General features: G+C 34.1%; 23 protein-coding genes and 1 pseudogene. 20 read left to right on the top strand and 4 right to left on the bottom strand.

The features are described from left to right. Window positions 1-78: 78 nt before the first annotated feature. The 11 genes from LNP81_RS15160 (at window position 79) to LNP81_RS15110 (ending at window position 8,745) form a co-directional block, all read left to right on the top strand. A complete protein-coding gene (locus LNP81_RS15160; protein ID WP_230037220.1) occupies window positions 79-741 on the top strand; it encodes a hypothetical protein in 663 nt (220 codons plus the stop codon). 35 nt (window positions 742-776) lie between these two features. After that, the gene (locus LNP81_RS15155) at window positions 777-1,241 is read left to right on the top strand and encodes a hypothetical protein (RefSeq protein WP_230037218.1); all 465 of its coding nucleotides are present in this window, start codon (window positions 777-779) and stop codon (window positions 1,239-1,241) included. A 20-nt stretch (window positions 1,242-1,261) separates the two neighbouring features. Beyond that, window positions 1,262-1,912 (top strand): hypothetical protein, encoded by a 651-nt coding sequence (locus tag LNP81_RS15150; protein ID WP_230037216.1) that lies wholly within the window; start codon window positions 1,262-1,264, stop codon window positions 1,910-1,912. Between the two features lie 96 nt (window positions 1,913-2,008). Beyond that, window positions 2,009-2,446, top strand: a complete 438-nt coding sequence (locus LNP81_RS15145) for an acyl-CoA thioesterase (protein WP_230037214.1) — start codon at window positions 2,009-2,011, stop codon at window positions 2,444-2,446. An 88-nt stretch (window positions 2,447-2,534) separates the two neighbouring features. Continuing rightward, window positions 2,535-3,386, top strand: a complete 852-nt coding sequence (locus tag LNP81_RS15140) for a mechanosensitive ion channel family protein (protein WP_230037212.1) — start codon at window positions 2,535-2,537, stop codon at window positions 3,384-3,386. 102 nt (window positions 3,387-3,488) lie between these two features. After that, window positions 3,489-4,481 (top strand): alpha/beta fold hydrolase, encoded by a 993-nt coding sequence (locus LNP81_RS15135; RefSeq protein ID WP_230037210.1) that lies wholly within the window; start codon window positions 3,489-3,491, stop codon window positions 4,479-4,481. Window positions 4,482-4,589: 108 nt separating this feature from the next. Beyond that, on the top strand, window positions 4,590-4,979 hold the full coding sequence (locus LNP81_RS15130) for a DUF1398 domain-containing protein (protein ID WP_230037208.1): 390 nt from the start codon (window positions 4,590-4,592) through the stop codon (window positions 4,977-4,979). Between the two features lie 21 nt (window positions 4,980-5,000). Further along, the gene (locus tag LNP81_RS15125) at window positions 5,001-5,831 is read left to right on the top strand and encodes a ThuA domain-containing protein (protein WP_230037206.1); all 831 of its coding nucleotides are present in this window, start codon (window positions 5,001-5,003) and stop codon (window positions 5,829-5,831) included. A 2-nt stretch (window positions 5,832-5,833) separates the two neighbouring features. Beyond that, window positions 5,834-6,709: a sulfurtransferase gene (locus LNP81_RS15120; RefSeq protein WP_230037204.1), complete on the top strand. Its 876-nt coding sequence runs from the start codon at window positions 5,834-5,836 to the stop codon at window positions 6,707-6,709. A 169-nt stretch (window positions 6,710-6,878) separates the two neighbouring features. Beyond that, window positions 6,879-8,120: an ATP-binding cassette domain-containing protein gene (locus tag LNP81_RS15115; protein WP_230037202.1), complete on the top strand. Its 1,242-nt coding sequence runs from the start codon at window positions 6,879-6,881 to the stop codon at window positions 8,118-8,120. A gap of 10 nt (window positions 8,121-8,130) precedes the next feature. After that, window positions 8,131-8,745, top strand: coding sequence for a hypothetical protein (locus tag LNP81_RS15110; protein WP_230037200.1), 615 nt, complete (start codon window positions 8,131-8,133; stop codon window positions 8,743-8,745). 207 nt (window positions 8,746-8,952) lie between these two features. On the opposite strand, the gene LNP81_RS15105 is transcribed toward LNP81_RS15110, so the two are convergent. Beyond that, window positions 8,953-9,993 carry an RluA family pseudouridine synthase gene (locus tag LNP81_RS15105; RefSeq protein WP_230037198.1) on the bottom strand — a complete coding sequence of 347 codons (1,041 nt, stop codon included), beginning with the start codon at window positions 9,991-9,993 and terminating at the stop codon, window positions 8,953-8,955. Beyond that, on the bottom strand, window positions 9,983-10,606 hold the full coding sequence (locus LNP81_RS15100) for a PASTA domain-containing protein (protein WP_230037196.1): 624 nt from the start codon (window positions 10,604-10,606) through the stop codon (window positions 9,983-9,985). The genes LNP81_RS15105 and LNP81_RS15100 overlap by 11 nt, the downstream gene beginning before the upstream one ends. Window positions 10,607-11,170: 564 nt before the next feature. Between LNP81_RS15100 and LNP81_RS15095 the strand changes: the two genes are divergently transcribed. From LNP81_RS15095 to LNP81_RS15075, 5 genes are all read left to right on the top strand, one after another. Then, a complete protein-coding gene (locus LNP81_RS15095) occupies window positions 11,171-12,142 on the top strand; it encodes a D-alanine--D-alanine ligase (RefSeq protein ID WP_230037194.1) in 972 nt (323 codons plus the stop codon). A 218-nt stretch (window positions 12,143-12,360) separates the two neighbouring features. Beyond that, window positions 12,361-13,053: a DUF421 domain-containing protein gene (locus tag LNP81_RS15090; RefSeq protein WP_230037192.1), complete on the top strand. Its 693-nt coding sequence runs from the start codon at window positions 12,361-12,363 to the stop codon at window positions 13,051-13,053. A gap of 39 nt (window positions 13,054-13,092) precedes the next feature. Next, complete coding sequence (locus LNP81_RS15085; RefSeq protein ID WP_230037190.1) at window positions 13,093-13,716, top strand: zinc ribbon domain-containing protein; 624 nt, start codon at window positions 13,093-13,095, stop codon at window positions 13,714-13,716. Between the two features lie 36 nt (window positions 13,717-13,752). Further along, entirely contained in the window at window positions 13,753-14,211 is a 459-nt protein-coding gene (coaD, locus tag LNP81_RS15080; RefSeq protein WP_078008057.1) for a pantetheine-phosphate adenylyltransferase, read from the top strand. A 72-nt stretch (window positions 14,212-14,283) separates the two neighbouring features. Next, on the top strand, window positions 14,284-14,862 hold the full coding sequence (locus LNP81_RS15075; protein ID WP_230037188.1) for a PhnA domain-containing protein: 579 nt from the start codon (window positions 14,284-14,286) through the stop codon (window positions 14,860-14,862). Window positions 14,863-14,986: 124 nt separating this feature from the next. Here LNP81_RS15075 and LNP81_RS15070 read toward each other — a convergent pair whose 3' ends face one another. Continuing rightward, window positions 14,987-15,433, bottom strand: a complete 447-nt coding sequence (locus LNP81_RS15070) for a hypothetical protein (protein ID WP_230037186.1) — start codon at window positions 15,431-15,433, stop codon at window positions 14,987-14,989. A gap of 345 nt (window positions 15,434-15,778) precedes the next feature. Then, window positions 15,779-17,128, bottom strand: coding sequence for a DEAD/DEAH box helicase (locus LNP81_RS15065; protein WP_230037184.1), 1,350 nt, complete (start codon window positions 17,126-17,128; stop codon window positions 15,779-15,781). Window positions 17,129-17,418: 290 nt separating this feature from the next. Here LNP81_RS15065 and LNP81_RS15060 point away from each other — a divergent pair. From LNP81_RS15060 to LNP81_RS15045, 4 genes and pseudogenes are all read left to right on the top strand, one after another. Further along, window positions 17,419-19,141 (top strand): annotated as a pseudogene (locus LNP81_RS15060) (M14 family zinc carboxypeptidase). Between the two features lie 242 nt (window positions 19,142-19,383). Then, window positions 19,384-19,725: a hypothetical protein gene (locus tag LNP81_RS15055; protein ID WP_230037182.1), complete on the top strand. Its 342-nt coding sequence runs from the start codon at window positions 19,384-19,386 to the stop codon at window positions 19,723-19,725. Window positions 19,726-20,435: 710 nt separating this feature from the next. Beyond that, window positions 20,436-20,666: a DUF4287 domain-containing protein gene (locus tag LNP81_RS15050; RefSeq protein ID WP_230037180.1), complete on the top strand. Its 231-nt coding sequence runs from the start codon at window positions 20,436-20,438 to the stop codon at window positions 20,664-20,666. Between the two features lie 46 nt (window positions 20,667-20,712). After that, window positions 20,713-21,162 (top strand): GNAT family N-acetyltransferase, encoded by a 450-nt coding sequence (locus LNP81_RS15045; protein ID WP_230037178.1) that lies wholly within the window; start codon window positions 20,713-20,715, stop codon window positions 21,160-21,162. The last annotated feature ends 58 nt before the right edge of the window (window positions 21,163-21,220 follow it).

Below are 21,220 nucleotides of genomic sequence, written 5' to 3'. Positions count from 1 at the left end.
AAACAAAAAAGTGATACGTAAGCTTTTTTCTATATTTTTACCTGAATAAAATTAACAACCAACCAAAATACAACCTTAATGAATGACAATCTAAAATACACTGCAAAACTATTGAGCAGCGCCACATTTAGCTTTTTTAAAATAAACATCCTCGGACAATTTTTATATGCCCTTATAGGTGTATTTACCCTATGCACTATTGTTTACCAATCAGGTCATGGAATGGGGCACGTAACAGGATCAGCTGCAGTAATGCTTTTATTCGCCTTACGACCAATTGGTTTTAGCTTGGCTATGCTTACTATGTTAGTTGGCCCGTTTTTACTGTTTGCTTTGGGAAATAAATACATAATGTCAAAAACAATTCACAAATTATTATCAGAAAAAGGAGAAGTATTATTATTCCCGATTATTGATAAAGTGCTTAATAAAGTAAAATCTAAGCAACCTGATTTATTAAAAAAAGGAACAGATAAAACGAAATTACAATTAAAATTAATTCAGGAAATCAGAGATTCAAACGAGAACAAGTGGTTAAAGAAAATTATCATCTACGGCTTTAAAAAAATAAGTCTGGACGATGTTGATTTTACAAATGAAAATGTAAGTTTTACAGATATTATAAAAGATAAAATTATTACAGGTTTAAAAAACATCTCAGAACCAAGCAGAAATTTTTTCTGGATCATTCTTGGAGTACAAATCGTTATCTTAATACTGATCCTTACCCGATTAATATAATTAGATTTTAAATAAAACCGCCAAAAACCGATACAATGAATCAGGAATTAGAAAGCCATTTTGATGAATTTGATAAAGCGCCCGTAATTAGAAGAAAACTTTTACCGTGGTGGATTAAGATTTTTTGTTGGTTTTTTATGATTCTCACAGTTTGTGCTGTTGGCGCTCTAATAATGAACATTTTTATACCAACTGTCAACATAGCAATTTACGGTTTTTCAAGTAATACTGCATTTTCCGGAACCGGGATGTTTATTATTGCTATTATGTTACTTAAAGGTTTTGCAGCTTATTCTCTTTGGTTCGAAAAACCCAATGCAATCTCAATTGGTAAAATTGATGCCATTTGCGGAGTAGTTATCTGTATCGCTGCAATGTTTGCATTGCCTTTTATGAATAGTAATAATTTTATGTTTCGTTTAGAAATTCTGCTACTTATTCCGTACTACATGAGATTAAACAAAATCGAATACGAGTGGGATAATTTAGAAATCTTGTAAGGTAACTTAATTTAAAAAAAATGAAATCGTCAATCCTACTATTACTGCTTATTTTTAGTTTTAATGTGAGTTTTTCACAGCAAAAAACAATAGTTGAAAAGCACGATACTTTTAACAAAAAAATCAATATCGGAAACGAAAAATTAAAGTCATTTATTCCTAAGGATTACGAGGCAATTGCACAAAAAAAAGGCGACCTAAACCTCGATAGAACCGAAGATTGTATCATGGTTTTACGCAAGGTAACCGAAGAAACGACCTCAAATATGAATGAAGGCAAACCAGACAAAAGAATCGTATTGCTTTTATTAGGCCAAAAAGACGGAAGTTATAAATTGGCTTATAAAAACCAAAATGCCGCTTATTGCATTGATTGCGGTGGTGTTTTTGGAGATCCTTTTAGCGGAATTTCTATCAAAAACGGTTACTTTTCTATTGAGCACAAAATCGCTGGCGGTCATCATTGGGAACAAATTATTACTTTCAAATTCAATAAAGCCAAAAACAATTGGTTTTTATACAAAGATCATTTTATCAATTACATTCTCAATACAAGTAACGATCCTAATGCAGATGCTCTCATTGCAGATGTTGACAAACTAAAAACAGTTAAAGATTTTGGAGAGATTTCATTTCAAAACTTCAATATTTATTCTAAAAAAGGATATTAATTTTATGCACTTAATTAAATAGTACTTTATATATTTCTAACAAACAGTTTCCTTTTTTATTTGTAATTTCGATTTTCATTAAAATACAAATACAAAATGGCTTCATTTATTAAAGAAATATCTTTTCGCTGGTCTGATCTTGACCCAAATTTTCACGTTCGTCATAGTGCTTATTACGATTTTGGAGCACAACATCGTATCGAAATTCTTGAAGAACTGGGTCTAACGCTAAAAGTGATGCAAACACAAGGTTTTGGACCTGTTTTATTTAGAGAAGAATGTGTTTTTAGAAAAGAATTAAAACTTTCTGATAAAATATTCCTTCACACCAAAACATCAAAAATGAAAGCCGATGCTTCTCGTTGGTCTATCGTTCACGAATTCAGAAGAGAAGATGATACACTTTGCGCCGTGATTACGGTTGATGGAGCCTGGATGGATACCAAACTTCGCAAGCTAGCTTCTCCAACACCAAAAATTGCAATTGAAGCTTTGAGTATTTTTCCAAAAAGTGACGACTTCGTAGGCTTATAAAACAAACTTCATTTTTCTTAACTTTATGAAATCCAAAAAGCTGTATTTTTAAATATATGTTTTTTGGATTTTTTAAAATTCAAAACGCATGATCGACTACGCAAAAGACTTCCGAATAATTATCATTATCGCTATAATTGGACTTGTCACAATTGTTTTGGGCGCCGTTACAGACAAAGTACTTCGTTATTTTTTGTATCGAAAATTAACCGATAAAGAATACGACGCAACTGGCTTTAGGTTTTTAAAACACCTAATCATAACCGTAATCTATATATTGGGGTTCGCCTTTGCTTTAATACAAATTCCGGAATTCAAAATTATTGGGCATTCGTTTTTAGCCGGTGCAGGAGTGATTTCATTAGTGGCTGGTTTGGCTTCTCAACAAGCCTTGAGCAATATTGTAAGCGGAATTTTTCTGGTAATTTTTAAGCCTTTTCGAATTAATGATAAAATCACAATCAACAATTTTGTAGGTACAGTTGAAGATATTAATTTGAGACAAGTTGTATTGAAAGATGCTGAAAACAATAGAATCATCATTCCTAATTCTGTTATTAGCAATCAGATTATTGTGAATACCAATATGCACGACACCAAATCCTGCCAAATAATCGAAATAGGTGTTGGTTACGAATCTGATATCGAAAAAGCACTGGAAATCATGAAAGAAGAAGTGGCCAAACATCCCCTATTTATAGACAACAGAACAGCTGAAGATAAAAAACAAAAAAAGCCATTGGTTACAGCTCGTGTTGTGGCACTGGCAGATTCAAGCGTAACATTAAAAGCCTGGGCTTGGGCAAAAAATTCTACAGATGCTTTTATCATGTATTGCGATTTACTGCAAAGTATCAAGAAACGTTTTGATGAAACAAATATTGATATTCCATATCCGCAACAAGTGGTAAGTTTTAAGAACAACAAAAATCAAGAGTAATCCCTCCCTCTTTAATTTCTGATAATTTTAAGATTTTAATTTTTGATTTTAAAATCGTTAACTTTAATTTTATAAATACTCGTAACGAAAATCCATCAAAAAATGAAAACTATAAAACTCATCATATTATTACTCCCTCTTTTTTGCTTTTCGCAAGAAGAAAAAATAAAGCAATTAGACATCAATTTAACCAATTACGACTATCCATTTCTTGTACAATTTTTAGAACTAAGCAATCAGCGTCAGTATCTTAAAATGGCATATATGGATATTAAGCCGGATAATTATAACAAAAAAACTATTGTTTTACTGCATGGTAAAAATTTTAATGGGGCGTATTGGGAAACCACTATAAAAGCCTTAACGAAAGAAGGATTCAGAGTAATTGTTCCCGACCAGATTGGTTTTGGAAAATCGTCTAAACCGGATAATTTTCAATACACTTTTCAGCAATTGGCCGAGAATACCAAAAAATTACTGGATCATTTGGGAATCGAAAAAACAACGATTTTAGGTCATTCTATGGGCGGAATGTTAGCAACAAGATTTGCCATAATGTATCCTGAGACTACTGAAAAACTGGTTCTCGAAAACCCAATTGGTTTAGAAGACTGGAAACTGGTTGTGCCGTACAAACCTGTAGATTGGTGGTACGAATCAGAATTAAAACAAAACTATCAGAATATAAAAAGCTATCAAATGGCGAATTATTATGATGGAAAATGGAATGCTGATTTCCAGAAATGGGCTGAACTTGGCGCCGGCTGGACCACAGCTCCTGATTATGCAAGAGTAGCCTGGAATTCGGCTTTGATGTATGATATGATTTTTACCCAACCTGTTTTATACGAATTTAAAAACATCAAAAGTCCAACACTTTTAATTATCGGAACAAGAGACAAAACAGCCATAGGAAAACCTTTAGTATCTGAAGAAGTCAGAAAAACAATGGGAAATTATGCCGAATTGGGTAAAAAAACACAAAAAGCAATCCCAAATGCAAAACTAGTCGAAGTACCCAACACAGGACATTTACCGCATATTGAATCTTTCGATCAATTTATAAAACCATTAATCGTATTTTTGAAACAATAATTTTTTTCGCCACGAATTACACTAATTTTTATCTGCAGATTCTACAATTTAATTCGTGGAAATTAGTGTAATTCGCGGCAAACCTTTTAATAATCTAAATCAAATATTATGTTTACAATCGAGCAAATAAAAGAAGCACATGCCAAAGTACAAAGCGGTGCAGATTTTCCAAATTATATACAAGACCTGATTATTTTGGGCGTAAAAGGATACGACACCTTTGTCAATAACGGAAATGTAGAATATTACGGCGTAAATAATTACAAAGTTTCGGCTGACGATAAATACCCTGAAATTCAGGTCGCTCCTGTGGCCAACAAAGAACGTTTTATCGAATTTCTGGTAATGCATCAGGACGGTCAGACTGATTATTTAACGTTCTGCAATCACGCCGCTCAATCCGGAATTGCAAAATGGCGTGTCGATATTATCGAAATGACATGTACCTATTTTGATAAAGCTGATAACGAAATATTGATCGAAAAAATCCCTGGTTAATCAAAATCTAAATACAACTTCATGTACAAAAAAATTATTCTGATTGCGCTGTTGTCTATTTGCTTTATAGGTTTTGCCCAGCATAAAAAATCAAATCCTAAATTTAAAGTAATTGCTTTTTATACCGCCAAAAATGATCAGGCACATATAAGTTTTGTACATGAAGCCAATAAATGGTTTCCCAAAGTAGCCGAACAAAATCATTTCGAATACGATTCGACCAGCAATTGGGACAATTTAAACGCCCAATTTTTATCGAAATATCAGGTGGTTTTGTTTTTAGACACAAGACCCGAAACACAAAGTCAGCGTGAAGCATTTCAGAAATATATGGAAAATGGCGGAGGTTTTATCGGGTTCCACTTTTCGGCATTTGCGCTAAATGATTCTACTTATCCTCAAAACTGGAATTGGTATCACAACACTTTTCTAGGATCAGGAGAATATGGCAGTAATACATGGCGGCCAACATCGGCAGTTTTACGAATCGAAAATCAGCATCCTGTAACCAAAAATATTCCTAAAACATTCAAATCGGCACCAAACGAATGGTACAGATGGAGCAATGATTTAAGAAAAAATCCGGATATTAAAATCCTTGTAGCGATCGACGAAAGCAGCTTTCCATTAGGAACCGGCCCAAAACAAAACGAAATCTGGCATGAAGGTTACTATCCGGTAGTCTGGACGAATAAAAACTACAAAATGCTCTACGTAAATATGGGACATAATGATATCGATTACGAACACGAAACCAATAAAACGCTTTCGTATACTTTTGAAAATGAACCACAAAGCCAATTAATCCTAAATGGATTACTTTGGTTGGGCAATTCTAAAAAAATAAAATAAAAATGTCAAAACTTTCTCCCATAGTAAATCCAGAAGAACTTTTAAAACTAAAAGAAACTTCTAACGTTGTTTTAATTGATGCCAGAGCAGGAATCAATGCCAAAGAAAATTATCAAAACGAACATCTAAAAGGCGCACGTTATGTCGATTTAAATCAAGATCTGGCAACCGTTGAAGATCCTGCAAACGGAGGAAGACATCCCTTACCTTCTTTAGAAAAATTTTCTCAGGTACTTTCAAAACTTGGCATTTCACCTTCGAGCCATGTGATTATTTACGATGATAAAAACGGATCTAATGCTGCAGCAAGATTTTGGTGGATGTTACGCGGAATTCACCATGAAAAAGTTCAGGTATTAAACGGAGGTTTACAAGCAGCAATAAAAGTAGATTTTCCCGTAAGTTCAGCATTAAAAACTGTTGAACCAACTGAAAACTATCCAATTTCAAATTGGAATTTGGCTCAAGCCGATATTGAAGAAGTCGAAAAAGCCCGAAAGGACAAAGAAAATATTGTAATTGATGTAAGAGATAAAAACCGTTTTGATGGCTTAACAGAACCGCTGGATTTAATCGCAGGACATATTCCGGGCGCGATCAATGTTCCGTTTAGTGAAAATTTAGATCAAGAAGGCTTTTATAAATCGGTTGAAGATTTAGCAAAAAAATATACTGAAATTATAGGCGACAAAAACCCTGAAAATGTAATTGTACATTGCGGTTCAGGAGTTACCGCCTGCCATACTTTATTAGCAATGGATTATGCCGGAATTCCAATTCCTAAATTATACGTAGGTTCCTGGAGCGAATGGTCCAGAAACGATCGTGAATTGGCGACCAAAGAAACAAATAACTCATTTGGATACAATAAAAATTAAACACATAGAAACATAGATTTCAAATGTGTAAAAAAGAATACAAAAAAGAAACATATTTCTCACACATAGCTATGTGTATTTTAAATAAGTGAAACGCCTATTTTTAAATTTACAAAAGCTATGTTTCTATGTGTTAAGAATAGAGACAACAGTTTAAATACAATACAAAATGCAACATTGGGATATACTTTTATCGAATCAGGTAAATAAAAAAGCCTTTATAGATACTTTGCTTTCTGGCGAAGCCAAAGGAGAATTAGCCGTTTTTAACCACCAAAAGGGAATTCTGTTTTCAGACATTGCCATAGAGAAATTCATCGAAAAAGAATACCAATACGACATCGTAGAAGCTTCTCCCGAATCGCACAGACAATTGAGAACCTTTTCGTCAGGCGAGCGCAAGAAAGAGTTTCTTAAATACTGCATCAATCAAAAACCAGATTTCATTATTTTCGATAATCCGTTTGATCATTTAGATCAAGCTTCGCGTGTGGTTTTGGCAGACTCATTAAAAGATCTAACGCAAGATATTGCGATCATTCAAATCGTAAATCGTGTAGTCGACGTATTATCCTTTGTTCCCAACAAAGCCCAGATTAAAGACAATACATTTGAATTACATCCTCTTTCACAAACTTTAAATCATTATAAAACCCTAAATACATCAGCAATTCCAAAAGCGATCGAACCACATTCCTTCCACGAAAGTGTATTAATCAAAATGGAAAATGTTTCGGTAAGTTATGACGACAGAAAAATTGTAGACAACATTTCATGGACGATAAAACAAGGCGAATTCTGGCAATTAATTGGGCCAAACGGTTCTGGAAAAAGTACCATCTTATCATTAATTACAGGAGATAACCCAAAAGGTTTTGGGCAGGATTTACATTTATTTGGAAGAAAAAAAGGAAGCGGTGAAAGCGTTTGGGACATCAAAAAACAAATCGGAATCTTCACCACTTCTATGACTGATTTATTTCAAAAAGGACACACTTTAGAAGAAATGATTCTTTCCGGATTCTTTGATTCTATCGGACTTTATATTGAGCCAACCACACATCAAAAACAAATTGTTTCGCAATGGCTTGAAGTAATAGAAATGACACATTTAAGAAAAAAACGTTTCATCGATCTTTCCATTGGTCAGCAAAGAGTCGCGTTGATTGTTCGTGCCGTTTTAAAACATCCACCGTTATTAATTCTGGATGAACCAGTAGAAGGTCTTGACGACGAAAATGTCGATTTGGTCATTCAGCTTATCAATACCATCAAACAAGAAACAAACGTGAGTATTTTATACGTATCGCATCGTATCGAAACTGGCCTCGCTCCTACTTCGGTTTTTGAACTTTTACCATCTCCAACAGGATCAATTGGTAAAATAAAATACCATTCTGAGCTCAACTAAAAACAAAAAAATGAAAATTAGACATATCTTATTATTAGCATTTCCACTAATAATCGCTTCATGTTGCGGTACTATTTCAACAGCAAAAAAAGCATACACCATTACCGAAACAAAACCATTAAAATCCAATTGGAAATTTAATTCAAAAGAATGGTTGCTGCAAAAAGACACCTTAATAGGAAAAGGAGGTCCGATGCATTGGGGCGTAATAGAATCTAAAAAACAACTCCCTGAAAATTATGAGATCGATTTTAAAGTAAATATGACCAAAGAATCACTCTTTGAAATCATGCTCAACATCGATAAAGAAAATTACATCAGAACCTATCTCTACCAAATCGACCAGAACATCGTAATAGGAAGAGGTGTTTATAATAAAAATAGTGATGAATATGGGAAACGCGGAGGAATAACGTTGTTTAAAAAACCAATAAAATTAGAAAACAACAAATGGTATTCAGTAAAAATAAAAGTCTTCAATAATCAATTATTCTTTTCAGTCGATAATGAAACTTTCCTGGAATGTTCACTTGAAAAAAGCAAACTAAGCCAACAAGGCAAACTAGGTTTCTTAACCAACGGCGAATCCAAAATCATAGACTTAACCATTACAAACATTGAATAGATTTTTTATTATTTAACCATTAAGATATTAAGAAAAATTTAGCTAAACCCTTAACTAACTTAATATCTTAATGGTAAAAAACAAAACCTTAAATAGTAAAAACAAAAAAAGCTCCAAATTGGAGCTTTTTTTATACGAGAAAATCTTTTCTCTATTTTCTTTATTCTAAAATCTAATCCCGAAGCCTCGGGACTAAAATCTAAAATTTTACTCCTCCTCTTCCATATTATGCGTCTTCCCGTAGTTACGCCATTTCTCGATACAATCCTGAAAATCCTGAGGAAGTTCAGTATCAAAACGCATCATTTCGCCAGTCGTAGGATGCACAAAACCAAGAGTTTTAGCATGCAAAGCCTGACGTGGTAAAGCTTTAAAACAATTATCAATAAACTGTTTGTATTTCGTAAAAGTCGTTCCTTTCAAAATCAAATGACCGCCGTAACGTTCATCATTAAAAAGCGGATGTCCGATATGTTTCATATGCGCACGAATCTGGTGCGTTCTGCCCGTTTCTAATTTACAGGAAATCAAAGTCACATAACCAAAACGTTCCAAAACCTTATAATGCGTAATTGCAGGTTTTCCAATTTCAGGGTCAGCAAAAACAGCCATTTGCATGCGGTCTTTCAAGTGTCTGGCAAGATTTCCTTCGATTGTTCCGGCTTCTTCGGTAACATTCCCCCAAACAAGGGCAATATACTCACGTTCAGAAGTTTTAGCCTCAAATTGTTTCGCCAAATGCGTCATCGCCGCTTCTGTTTTAGCCACCACCAAAAGTCCGGACGTATCCTTATCAATTCGGTGAACCAAACCAGGGCGCTCGCTGCTGTTCATTGGTAAATTATCAAAATGATGTGCCAAAGCATTCACCAAAGTCCCGGTATAATTTCCGTGACCCGGATGTACCACCATTCCCGGTTCTTTGTTAATCAACAACAAAGCATCATCTTCATACATAATATTCAACGGAAGATCTTCCGGAAGAATATGGTTTTCAAAAGGAGGATGTGTTAACATAACCGTCACAACATCAAACGGTTTTACCTTATAATTTGATTTTACCGGAATATCATTTACAAAAATATTACCTTCAGTTGCGGCATTCTGAATTTTATTTCGTGTCGCATTCTGAATCAAATTCATTAAATATTTGTCAATACGCAAAAACGCCTGACCTTTAGGGACTTCAAATCTAAAATGTTCGAATAATTCGTCTTCCAGATCTAAATTTTCATTATTATTGTTCATCTTTTGGGGTTTCAGTAGTTGGCGCAGCTGTACTGTCTGCGGCCTGACTTTCATCTACATAACTTGCTTTTCCATCACCTAAAACCAAGTCGATTTTAGACGCTTTCAGCACTCGGTCTCCTACTTTTAAGTTTCTACCTTTATAACGCATCTCCAGCACCATATCTTTTCCAAGATTCGGAATATAAGTAATCGTTCCCTGCTCAAGCCCTAAAGCCTTTAAAGTCGGAACCGCCTCACGATACGTTTTCTCGATCAAATCAGGAATTCTAACAGAAGAAAATCCCGATGCATTAATTTTAATATATATTTTTCTTCCCACTTTTACCTTCGTTCCCGGCAGCGGATCTTGCTCAACAACACTGTATTTAGGAAATTCACTTCTGTAATCAACACTATCCAAAAGCACATAATCAAGGTCTAATTCGTCCAATTTTGCCTCAACTTGTTCCTCCGTTAATTTAGCCAAATTCGGAACCGCAATTTCATGACCATGATCAGTTGTAAAAGTCAGCCAATGCATAAACAAATAACCCAAAACGGCAATAATAGCCGCCGCAGCTAATAATTGCAAAAAAAATACACGGCTAGTTAAATACTTACGTAAACTCATAAATTTATTTTTAGTTGTCGCAAAGATAAAGCTATTTCGTTTCAAAAAAAATGATAATTTTGTTTTAAGCAAGAAAGTAGCAAATTGCCTTTCATATTAAAATCTAAGAGCATTTGGAATTTCAATTTTAGAATTTCATATGTCACTCTGAGCGGAGTCGAAGAGTTAGGAGCTATTTCCTGCTGTCCGCTGTATCTTTTATGGTGTCCCGAGGCTTCGGGACCACCATAAAAGGATGCCGGGATTTAGGATTCATAAGAAGATTTCAGTACTATTTGTCAGGCTGAGCGATCCCGATGCTTCGGGAGAAGCCCCGCAAGAAACTCACACAAAGTTTATCTTGCATGTCGAGCTACTAGCGGAGATTCTCGTTCCTAGGGACGACAAAGCAAACAAAATGGCACGCAGATCTAATAGATTTAGACAGATAAACACAGATTTTTTTAAATTTAATTCGTGAATTCGTGACAAAAAACCTGAAACCTGACCCAAGGCTGAAAGTCGAATTGGCGAAGCAAACAATTAAACAAATAAACGATTAAACATAACAAAATAAATCATAGAATGAAAAACATAGCCATCATCATGGGCGGATATTCAAGCGAATACAAAATTTCGCTTATCAGCGGAAACGTCGTTTATCAATATCTTGACAAAACAAAATACAACGGATTCCGTATTCATATTTTTAAAGAAAAATGGGTTTACGTAGACGAAAAAGATGCCGAATATGCAATCGACAAAAATGATTTCTCTGTAACTATAAACGATCAGAAAATTACTTTCGACTGTGTTTTCAACGCAATTCACGGAACACCGGGTGAAGACGGATTAATGCAGGCTTATTTCGAACTATTAGGAATTAAACAATCGTCTTGCGATTATTATCAAGCCGCATTGACGTTCAACAAACGTGATTTATTATCAGTTTTAAAACCATACGGAATCAAAACGGCAATTTCTTATTACCTAAATAAAGGTGACACTATCAATACAGCCGAAATCGTTAAAAAAGTTGGTTTACCATGTTTCGTAAAACCAAACAAAGCAGGATCAAGTTTCGGAATCTCAAAAGTAAAATCAGAAGCCGAATTGCCAATCGCAATTGAAGTAGCATACAAAGAAGACAACGAAATCATCATCGAAAGTTTCCTTGACGGTACAGAAGTTTCTGTTGGCGTAATCAATTATCAGGGAGAAATAAAAGTTCTACCAATAACCGAAATTGTTTCCGACAATGATTTCTTCGACTACGAAGCAAAATACGAAGGAAAATCGCAAGAAATCACACCAGCCAGAATCTCTGACGAACTAACACAAAAAGTTGGTGAAACAGCAAAACGCGCTTACGAAGTTTTAAAAATGAAAGGTTTCTCAAGAAGCGAATTCATTATCGTAGACAACGAACCGTATATGCTGGAAATGAACACCATTCCAGGTTTAACAACTGAAAGTTTGATTCCGCAACAAGCAAAAGCCGCCGGAATATCGCTTCAGGATTTATTCACAAACGCGATTGAGTTAGCGCTTTCTTAAAGATACTATCCCGAAGTTTCGGGACTGAGATGCTAAGTTACTAAGATCTCAGAACCTTTTTTTTACCCAGTATTGTCAGACTGAGCGAAGTCGAAGTCCCGAAAGCTACGAACTGTACGAATTAGCAAGTGAGATTGCCTCGTTCTTCGCAAAGACAAAAAATTCATAATCTAAAAACCTTAGCAACTTAGCATCTCAGAACCTTAGCACCTTAAAAAATGAAAGAAATCTTCGAATGGAATAGACTTTTTTACAACAATCTTCCCGCAAACTTTGCGCTCGAAGTGATATTTCGTTCTACAGTAATGTTTATCATTTTATTGCTCACCTTAAAATTAGCAGGGAAACGAGGTGTTAAACAATTATCGATTTTCGAAACCGTAATCATAATTGCATTAGGTTCCGCAGCAGGAGATCCAATGTTTTATGAAGATGTTGGTATAGTTCCCGCTGCAATTGTTTTTACTGTAATTATTATTCTATATCGCTCTGTAACCTGGCTTACCGGAAAAAGCAAGAAATTCGAAGAATTTATAGAAGGCAAAACCGAATGCTTAATCAATAATGGAAAATTTTCTATCGCTACTTTCAAGAAAGAAAGCTTAGCACAAGACGAATTCTTCTCTGAACTTCGCATAAAATCTATCGAACATCTCGGACAAATAAAACATGCTTTTATAGAAACAAGCGGAGAAATCAGCGTATTTTTTTATGAAGATCAGGAAGTAAAATACGGATTACCTATCTTACCGGCTGCATTCAATAAAAAAAGCAAAACAATCGAAAAAGAGGGCATTCACGCCTGCACTTTTTGCGGTCATACCGAAGAGCAAAAACCAGGAACCGCAAAATGCGAAGTCTGTAAAAAAGACGAATGGGTTCCGGCTTTAAATACAAAAAGAATAACTTAATAGTAGCTTTGTAAACCAGAAACTTTCAAATAAAAAAATATGCTATTTCTTGTTGGGACTCGAGATTCAAATATCAAAAACGGTGTGATTTTAAACGAAAAATGCCCAAAATGTAATACACAAGATACATTGCATTTTAGCATTTATAAAAAATACACACACGTTACTCTCATTCCATTATTTCCGGTTGGAAAATCTGTTTACATAAGATGTAGCCATTGCGAAGAAAACTTTGATTATGAAGATTTATCTGAAAGTGCTCAATTACAACTAAGAAATGAAAAATTAGATAATTCGATCTGGATGTTTTCCGGTTCTATCATAATAGCCTTATTCCTTATTTTTACAATTAATAGATATTTTGAAAATAAAGACGAAGCAGGAGTTTTAGTAAAAAATCCAATGCAAGGAGATGTCTATAATTTAAAATTAAATAATGGCTATTATTCAAATATGCGAATTGATAAAATTACCGGTGATAGTGTCCACGCCACATTAAATGATTTTCAGGCATATATGCCAAATGAAATAGATGACTTAAACAAACCTGAAAACTACTCAAATCGAAAAGTTTATTATTCAAGAAAAGATCTAATTAAACTTTATCAGGAAAATGAAATATTAAAAATTACTCAAAAAAAAGCTAATGGTTTTAGTAATTAAAACCTTTGTAACTTTAAACCTCTGAACCTAAAAAAAATGAGAAAAGCCATATTCCCAGGATCATTCGATCCTATAACACTAGGACACGAAGATATCATCAAAAGAGGAATTCCTTTATTTGATGAAATTGTAATCGCTATTGGTGTCAATGCCGAAAAAAAGTACATGTTTTCACTCGAAGAAAGAAAACGCTTTATAGAAGAAACTTTCAAAGACGAACCGAAAATTTCGGTAATTACTTATGAAGGATTGACCATCGATTTAGCCAAAAAGGAAAAAGCCAATTTCATCCTAAGGGGACTTCGCAATCCAGCCGATTTCGAATTCGAAAAAGCCATTGCCCATACCAACAGAAAACTTTCTAAAATAGAAACCGTATTTTTATTAACAGCGGCAAGTACTTCATTTATTAGCTCAAGCATTGTACGCGATGTATTGCGTCATGGAGGCGAATACGAAATGCTGGTTCCGGATGCAGTTAGGGTAAAAAAATAACACAAAAAAACATAAACTTGCAAGCGAAGCAAATTATAAGTAATTTCGCATTTTTAAAATAAAAACCAAATAATGAGCATCGAAAGAGAATTAAACAAACGTAGCGGATCTAAATGTGAACTTTGTGGCGCCGAAGAAAACCTAAAAGTATACGAAGTATTACCAACTAAAAAAGGTGGTCTTGACGAAAGTATTTTAGCTTGTAGTACGTGTATTGACCAAATTGAAAACACGGATAATGTAGATTTAAATCACTGGAGATGTCTTAATGACAGCATGTGGAATGAAAACGTTGCGGTACAAGTGGTAGCCTGGAGAATGTTAAGCCGTTTACGCGCTGCAGGATGGCCACAGGAATTACTTGACATGATGTATTTAGACGAAGATACGCTGGAATGGGCAAAGGCAACAGGAGAAGGCGAAGACGACGAGAATAAAATCATTCACCGTGACAGCAATGGTGTAATTTTAGAACACGGAGATTCTGTTGTTTTAATCAAAGACCTAAAAGTAAAAGGATCGAGCATGGTGGCCAAACAAGGAACAGCTGTTCGTAACATCCGTTTAGACCACGAAAACGCCGAGTATATCGAAGGAAAAGTAGATGGTCAGCAGATTGTGATTATTACACAATACGTGAAGAAAATATAAGTTTTCAGTCACAGTTGCAGTTTTCAGTCATTTGCTAACTGAATACTGCGACCGAAAACTGTAAACTAAAAAAGGGCGATTCAAAATATGAATCGCCCTTTTTTTATGCTGTATTTAAAGTAAATTATTTTTGGAATAATTTATTGATCTGATCTTTCAATAATGGCTCAGAAACACTGCTTGTTGCAGAAGAAGCATCTTTAGAAGAAACCATAAACTGAACTGTTGCTTTCTCAGGAATAACACTTCCTGTGTAGTGTAACCAGATATAGTTGTTAGGTAACTCTAATTTGATATCATATAAAGGCGTTGCAGTAAAACCGTTTACAATGATACTGTAAAGACTGTTGTAATCATTATTTACATTTTTGAATGTAAATTTTCTCAAACTTGATGATTCATCATCGTTCTGGATACTTGTATAATAAACAGTATACTCATCTCCAATTTTTTGAATATAATTGTTATTTACTTTTCCTAATCTTTCAACTGGTACAGTTTCAAGAACCTTAATTTGTGCAAAAGAGACAAAACTAAACATCAAAATGGCAATCGTAATAATTCTTTTCATAATTAATTTGGGGTTTATTATTTACGGGCACAAGAAACGCAGAAAATATGATAAATTAAAGCCTTATCCGTTAATTTATTAACAATAAATTAAGATTGTTGTTTAAAATCAATAAAAACTCGCAATGTATTAAATTAAAATATTGAAATTCAATATTTTAACACACACCTAATACCCCAAAATATATTAAAAATCGACCAAATGCAGTGATCTCCAAGGATCAAAATATGTCGCAATTATAAAAATTATACTACAATAAGCACTTCTTGATTTTAATAAACTTCTTTCATTAAAAGAAGATCTGATCCAAAACAAACCTGAAGCTTAAAACCTGCAACAAAAAAACTACTTCTCCTCCTCTTTCTTTACGACTTTACGGGCAACTTCGATTTTAAATTTCTTGCCTTTCATTTTCTCGTCTTTAATATTATGCAACAAGTCTTTTACCTTATTGAATTTTACAGCCGCAAATGAAATAAAATCTTTAACCTCTATTAAGCCTAAATCACCTTTCTCCAATTTCCCTTTTTGGGAAAAGAAACCAACGATATCAATTTTATTTAGTTTTGTTTTCTTTCCGCCACTAATATAAATGGTTTGATATTCCGGTGGTTTAGGTAAAGTTGTGGAGTTTTCGACCTTTAAAACTTCCATTCCGTAGTCGATATAATCCAGTTGTTTTTCACTTTCGTGAATGATAATATATGCCGTTCCCGAAGCCTGCATACGGGCAGTACGACCGTTACGATGTGTAAACTCGTCTTCTTTAAGCGGTAAATGATAATGAATTACGTGTTTCATCTCCGGAATATCCAATCCACGAGCCGCTAAATCGGTTGTGATGAGGTAACTCATACTTCCGTTTCTAAACTGAATCAAAGCACGTTCGCGCTCGTCCTGATCCATTCCGCCATGATAATAGGTAGCGTAAATTCCTTTTTCGTTTAAAGTATCACTAATACGTTCTGCCGCATCACGATGATTACAGAAAATAATAGCCGATTGTGATTTCAGTGAACAAATCAAATTGAACAAACTTCCTAATTTGTCTTTGGAAGGAGAAACAACCATTTTCATCGAAAGATTCGTTTTCTCTTCCTGCTCCGGAATAAAATCCAAAATCGTAGGATTTACCACTCTCGTATATCTTGGAATTTCAATATCTGAAGTTGCAGAAACCAAAACGCGTTTGTTCAGTTTTGTCAACTTCCCAATAATATATGACATTTGCTCATGGAAACCCAATTGCAATGATTTATCAAATTCATCCAGAATTAAAGTCTGAATTTTATCTGTGCGGAAAGTATCTCTGTCAATATGATCTGCTATTCTTCCGGGAGTTCCTATCAAAACTGCCGGAGGATTGCTTAAATTTTTGATTTCGGTATCAATTGAGTGACCTCCGTAACAAATATTTACTTTGTATTGCGTTCCCATTTTTTTCCAAACCTGCTCAATCTGCAAACCTAATTCGCGCGAAGGCACCAAAATCAAACATTGAACCGAAAGAATTTCCGGCTGCAATAATTCTAGAACCGGAAGCAAAAAAGCCAGTGTTTTTCCTGATCCTGTTGGTGAAAGTAATAATACGTTGTTATCGTTTAAAATTGCGTCTTGAGCAACTTCCTGCATTTCGTTTAGGGTTTCAATTCCTAAGTTCGAAAGTATGTTGTTGGAATGGTGATTTTTATTCATTTTGCAAAAGTAGGCAAAAAAAGTTGTTTCAGGTTTGAGGTTTGAAATACTAATAAAAATTTAACCGCAAAGAGCTCAAAGGTTTTTATATAGACTATGTTTAGATTATGTTGACAAACGCAAAGTTCGCAAAGCTTTGCGAACTTTGCGTTTTTATAAAACCTTCCTGATTAAAAAAACTTTGCGCCTTTGCGGTAAAAATCTCAAAGTGGTTTTACTCTCATTTCAACTTGAAACTTTAAACCTGAAACAAATTAGTTATATTTGATTCTCGCTTTAAAACCAAAACCATGAAACTTTTTACCATTCCTTTTTTACTTTTCACCATCGCAATTTTCGCTCAAAACAGTAAAAAATACGATACTTTTTTTGAAAAAGGAAATGGAAATCAATCGGCTTCTTATGAAGAAACAATTGCTTATTTTAAACTTTTAGCCAAAGATTTCCCGACGATTCAGATGACAACAATGGGTCTTACAGATTCCGGAGAACCTTTGCATATGGTGGTTTATAATCCTGACAAAGAATTTGATTTTGATAAAATACAGAAAAACAAAGCAGTTCTCTTTATCAATAACGGAATCCACGCCGGAGAACCTGATGGGATTGGTGCCACGATGCAATTCTACCGGGATTTAGCCATTGGTAAACTAAAAGCGCCTAAAAATACGGTTTTGGTTACGATTCCCGTTTATAATATTGGAGGAGCTTTAAATAGAAATTCAACTACAAGAGCGAATCAGGATGGTCCGGAAATTTATGGTTTTAGAGGAAATGCCAGAAATTATGATCTGAATCGGGATTTAATGAAATCTGATACCCGAAACACGAAAAGTTTTGCCGAAATTTTCCAGAAAATAAATGCCGATGTTTTTATTGATAATCACGTGAGTAATGGATCTGATTATCAATACAAACTAACCTATATCATGACACAACAAACTAGGAACTGTATTGGGTGATTTTTTAAATGATGAAATGATGCCGGCGCTGGTAAAAGATTTACAGCAAAAGAAAATTGAAACGACACCTTATGTAGATTCGTTTAAAGATACTCCAGACAAAGGTTTTGGTCAATTTGTAGATAGTCCGCGTTATACAACGGGTTATACTTCGTTATTTAATACAATCGGTTTTGTGGTTGAAACCCACATGCTAAAAAAATATGCCGAACGTGTAAAAATGACATACGAATACACCAAATCGACTTTGGATTTTACGGATGCCAATTACCAAAAAATAAAAGCGCTTCGAGTGAAGAATCTGGAACAATATCAGTCCAAAAAACGGTATACTTTAAAATGGGAATTAGACAGTACAAAAGCGACCACATTTTCGTTTTTAGGATATGAAGCGAGTTACAAAAAAAGCGATGCTACAACCGGTAATCGTTTGTATTATGACCGAAGCAAACCGTATAAAAAAGACGTTCGGTACATCAAAGAATTCAAATCGGTTAAAGAAGTGGTGATTCCGACAGCTTATGTTATTCCGCGTGGTTACTGGAATATTGTTGATTTGTTGAAGAATAACAATATTAGTTATTCTCAACTTAAAAACGATACGCTTATTGAGGTTGAAAGTTATAGAATTGTCGATTTTAAAACGGTTCCTAATGCGTACGAAGGACATTATTTGCACTACAATACTTCTTTAACTTCTAAAGTTGTAAAAATAGCTTTCACCAAAGGGGACTACCTGGTTCCAACCAACCAAAAAGGCGTTAAATATTTAGTAGAAGCTTTTGAGCCGGAAGGTGTCGATTCGTTCTTTAACTGGAATTTCTTCGATCCTATTTTACAACAAAAAGAACATTATTCTGAATATATTTTTGAAGATACGGCTTCGAAATTGCTAAAAGAGAATCCGCAACTAAAAGCCGAATTAGAAAATAAAAAACAAAACGATCGCGAATTTGCCAAGAATTCTGAAGCACAATTAAACTGGATTTATAAAAATTCTGTGCATTATGAAAAGGCGCATATGCAATATCCTGTTTATCGTATTTTGTAGATTTTTTATTGGTGCGCTTTTTTTTACCGCAAAGTTCGCTAAGGCTTTTTTATTTTACTTTGAATGCTTTGTGTATAAGTTAAGTTCGCAAAGCTGTTCGTGGAAATATTTGTCAAAGTTTTGAACTTTGACAAAGATAAAATTACTTCAATTGATATTACGGATTTCCATAATACTATAGCGTTTTAAGCTTCTATATTTGAAAGTATAATAACAATAATAGAACTTAAACGAATTTAATTATGAGAGAATTTTTATGGATAATATTAATAGTAATTGGTTTCTTTTGGATTGTTGGAAAATGCAGCGAAGAAGACAATACTATAATTTCCGACAAGAGAACTTATGAATCAAGTTGGAGACAAGCAACAAATGAAGAGCTCTTTACAATTAGTAAACTAATGGTAAAAAACAGTATTACAGGTTGTGGTGAGTATCACATAAAAGAGATAGAAAATGGAGAATATATAATTGCTTGCACAAGGGATGGAAAGAATTGGAAATATTATGTCGCTTGGCCAAATATTGATAAAATATACTTAGCAAGTGTAGATATGGAAAAAAAATTAAAACCGCCATATTAACCGTAAAATGCAGATTTTCAAATATTCCGTAGGAATATCTCATCGGTAGAAAAAAAATAATATTGTTTTGAGTTGTGTCCTGTAAGGACACCTGTTTTCAAGGAAATAACACATCTAATCCATTAATCAAACGTTCCTACAGAACGTTAAATTAAATTCTACCCAGCAAACATTCCTACGGAATGGGGTGTTCTTTGTATATTTTATAATAAATATAGATCCAGATAGCAATATTAATATACCCGATAGTGCGGATTTGTAATTATTAAGTGTTCAAAACCTGTTGCTCTAAAAGAGCCATAGCAATAGCATGGTGCGAAGCACTATGAATAAAAAACGATTATATTTTTAAGCCCTGTAACGGCGGAAGCATAATTTCAAAAAAGACGTTTACCCTATTTTACATGATGTTCTCTTAGAAAACTCTTTTTTCTTTGAATCTTTATTCTCAATTTTCTTTTGCCCTTTCAGGGCAATTTCCTCTTTTGATTAATTCGTAGTGCGTTGCACTACGCTATTGCTTTTTAGGGCTTTCAGCCTATTTTTAAAGTTTCGAATACTTATGATTGCAAAACCCAATAGCGCGGATTTGCAATCTGTTGCATTAAACTTTGTCAAAGTTGGACCAAAAGAAATAAAAACCTGAAAACCAATTATATTTTAATTTGTATTTTAGTACTCCATAAAACTAACCCACTAACTACTACTTTATGTCATTTCAAGGATACTTAAAAACTATTAAAGAGAAAACAGGAAATGGTCCGGCTGAGTTTAGAACGCTGGCAGAACAAAAGGGATTTACAATTGATGGAAAACTCAAACCTGAGGTAAAAGCAGGAGACATTGTAAACTGGCTTAAAAATGATTTTGACTTAGGTCAGGGACATTCAATGGCAATTTATGCGCTGCTTAAGGGCATAAAAAATGAAGATAGCGAATAGAAAGTGTAACTATTAAAACTTTTACACGATAATTTTAAAACAAAAAATGAAAATAATTTCGGTCAGGGAAAACCCTCAATATAAAGATAGAGCCATTCAATATTTTCAAAATAGCTGGTCTGAAGTAGCACCAATTATTTATGAGGATTGTATTAGCCATAGTATAAATGCCAAAAATTCGTTGCCACAATGGTATTTGTTAGAAAATAACAATGAAATTATTGGCTGTGCCGGGCTTATTACAAATGATTTCATTAGTCGAATGGATTTATATCCATGGGTTTGTGCCATTTATATAGATGAACAACACCGTGGAAATAACTACAGTAATTTACTTATTGAAAAAGCCAAAGAAGACTCTAAAAAGGCTGGATTTGAAAACTTATATCTCTGCACGGATCATATTGGATTTTATGAAAAACTAGGTTTTAACTACATCGGACAAGGATATCATCCCTGGGAGGAAGAATCCAGAATTTATCAAATCGATTTGTAAACGTATTTCAGAACGACAAAACATAAAACAACAATTTTATATTAACTAAAAAACCATA

It is taken from the genome of Flavobacterium piscisymbiosum (assembly GCF_020905295.1).
Taxonomy (GTDB): Bacteria; Bacteroidota; Bacteroidia; order Flavobacteriales; family Flavobacteriaceae; genus Flavobacterium; species Flavobacterium piscisymbiosum.
The sequence above is the reverse complement of the archived record's forward strand: the minus strand, read 5'-3'. Positions and strand labels throughout refer to the sequence as shown.

Excerpts from the sequence above, each read along its gene's own strand:
- LNP81_RS15160 (WP_230037220.1), top strand. The coding sequence starts at position 79 with ATGAATGACAATCTAAAATACACTGCAAAACTATTGAGCAGCGCCACA.
- LNP81_RS15155 (WP_230037218.1), top strand. The coding sequence starts at position 777 with ATGAATCAGGAATTAGAAAGCCATTTTGATGAATTTGATAAAGCGCCC.
- LNP81_RS15150 (WP_230037216.1), top strand. The coding sequence starts at position 1,262 with ATGAAATCGTCAATCCTACTATTACTGCTTATTTTTAGTTTTAATGTG.
- LNP81_RS15145 (WP_230037214.1), top strand. The coding sequence starts at position 2,009 with ATGGCTTCATTTATTAAAGAAATATCTTTTCGCTGGTCTGATCTTGAC.
- LNP81_RS15140 (WP_230037212.1), top strand. The coding sequence starts at position 2,535 with ATGATCGACTACGCAAAAGACTTCCGAATAATTATCATTATCGCTATA.
- LNP81_RS15135 (WP_230037210.1), top strand. The coding sequence starts at position 3,489 with ATGAAAACTATAAAACTCATCATATTATTACTCCCTCTTTTTTGCTTT.
- LNP81_RS15130 (WP_230037208.1), top strand. The coding sequence starts at position 4,590 with ATGTTTACAATCGAGCAAATAAAAGAAGCACATGCCAAAGTACAAAGC.
- LNP81_RS15125 (WP_230037206.1), top strand. The coding sequence starts at position 5,001 with ATGTACAAAAAAATTATTCTGATTGCGCTGTTGTCTATTTGCTTTATA.
- LNP81_RS15120 (WP_230037204.1), top strand. The coding sequence starts at position 5,834 with ATGTCAAAACTTTCTCCCATAGTAAATCCAGAAGAACTTTTAAAACTA.
- LNP81_RS15115 (WP_230037202.1), top strand. The coding sequence starts at position 6,879 with ATGCAACATTGGGATATACTTTTATCGAATCAGGTAAATAAAAAAGCC.
- LNP81_RS15110 (WP_230037200.1), top strand. The coding sequence starts at position 8,131 with ATGAAAATTAGACATATCTTATTATTAGCATTTCCACTAATAATCGCT.
- LNP81_RS15105 (WP_230037198.1), bottom strand. The coding sequence starts at position 9,993 with ATGAACAATAATAATGAAAATTTAGATCTGGAAGACGAATTATTCGAA.
- LNP81_RS15100 (WP_230037196.1), bottom strand. The coding sequence starts at position 10,606 with ATGAGTTTACGTAAGTATTTAACTAGCCGTGTATTTTTTTTGCAATTA.
- LNP81_RS15095 (WP_230037194.1), top strand. The coding sequence starts at position 11,171 with ATGAAAAACATAGCCATCATCATGGGCGGATATTCAAGCGAATACAAA.
- LNP81_RS15090 (WP_230037192.1), top strand. The coding sequence starts at position 12,361 with ATGAAAGAAATCTTCGAATGGAATAGACTTTTTTACAACAATCTTCCC.
- LNP81_RS15085 (WP_230037190.1), top strand. The coding sequence starts at position 13,093 with ATGCTATTTCTTGTTGGGACTCGAGATTCAAATATCAAAAACGGTGTG.
- coaD (WP_078008057.1), top strand. The coding sequence starts at position 13,753 with ATGAGAAAAGCCATATTCCCAGGATCATTCGATCCTATAACACTAGGA.
- LNP81_RS15075 (WP_230037188.1), top strand. The coding sequence starts at position 14,284 with ATGAGCATCGAAAGAGAATTAAACAAACGTAGCGGATCTAAATGTGAA.
- LNP81_RS15070 (WP_230037186.1), bottom strand. The coding sequence starts at position 15,433 with ATGAAAAGAATTATTACGATTGCCATTTTGATGTTTAGTTTTGTCTCT.
- LNP81_RS15065 (WP_230037184.1), bottom strand. The coding sequence starts at position 17,128 with ATGAATAAAAATCACCATTCCAACAACATACTTTCGAACTTAGGAATT.
- LNP81_RS15055 (WP_230037182.1), top strand. The coding sequence starts at position 19,384 with ATGAGAGAATTTTTATGGATAATATTAATAGTAATTGGTTTCTTTTGG.
- LNP81_RS15050 (WP_230037180.1), top strand. The coding sequence starts at position 20,436 with ATGTCATTTCAAGGATACTTAAAAACTATTAAAGAGAAAACAGGAAAT.
- LNP81_RS15045 (WP_230037178.1), top strand. The coding sequence starts at position 20,713 with ATGAAAATAATTTCGGTCAGGGAAAACCCTCAATATAAAGATAGAGCC.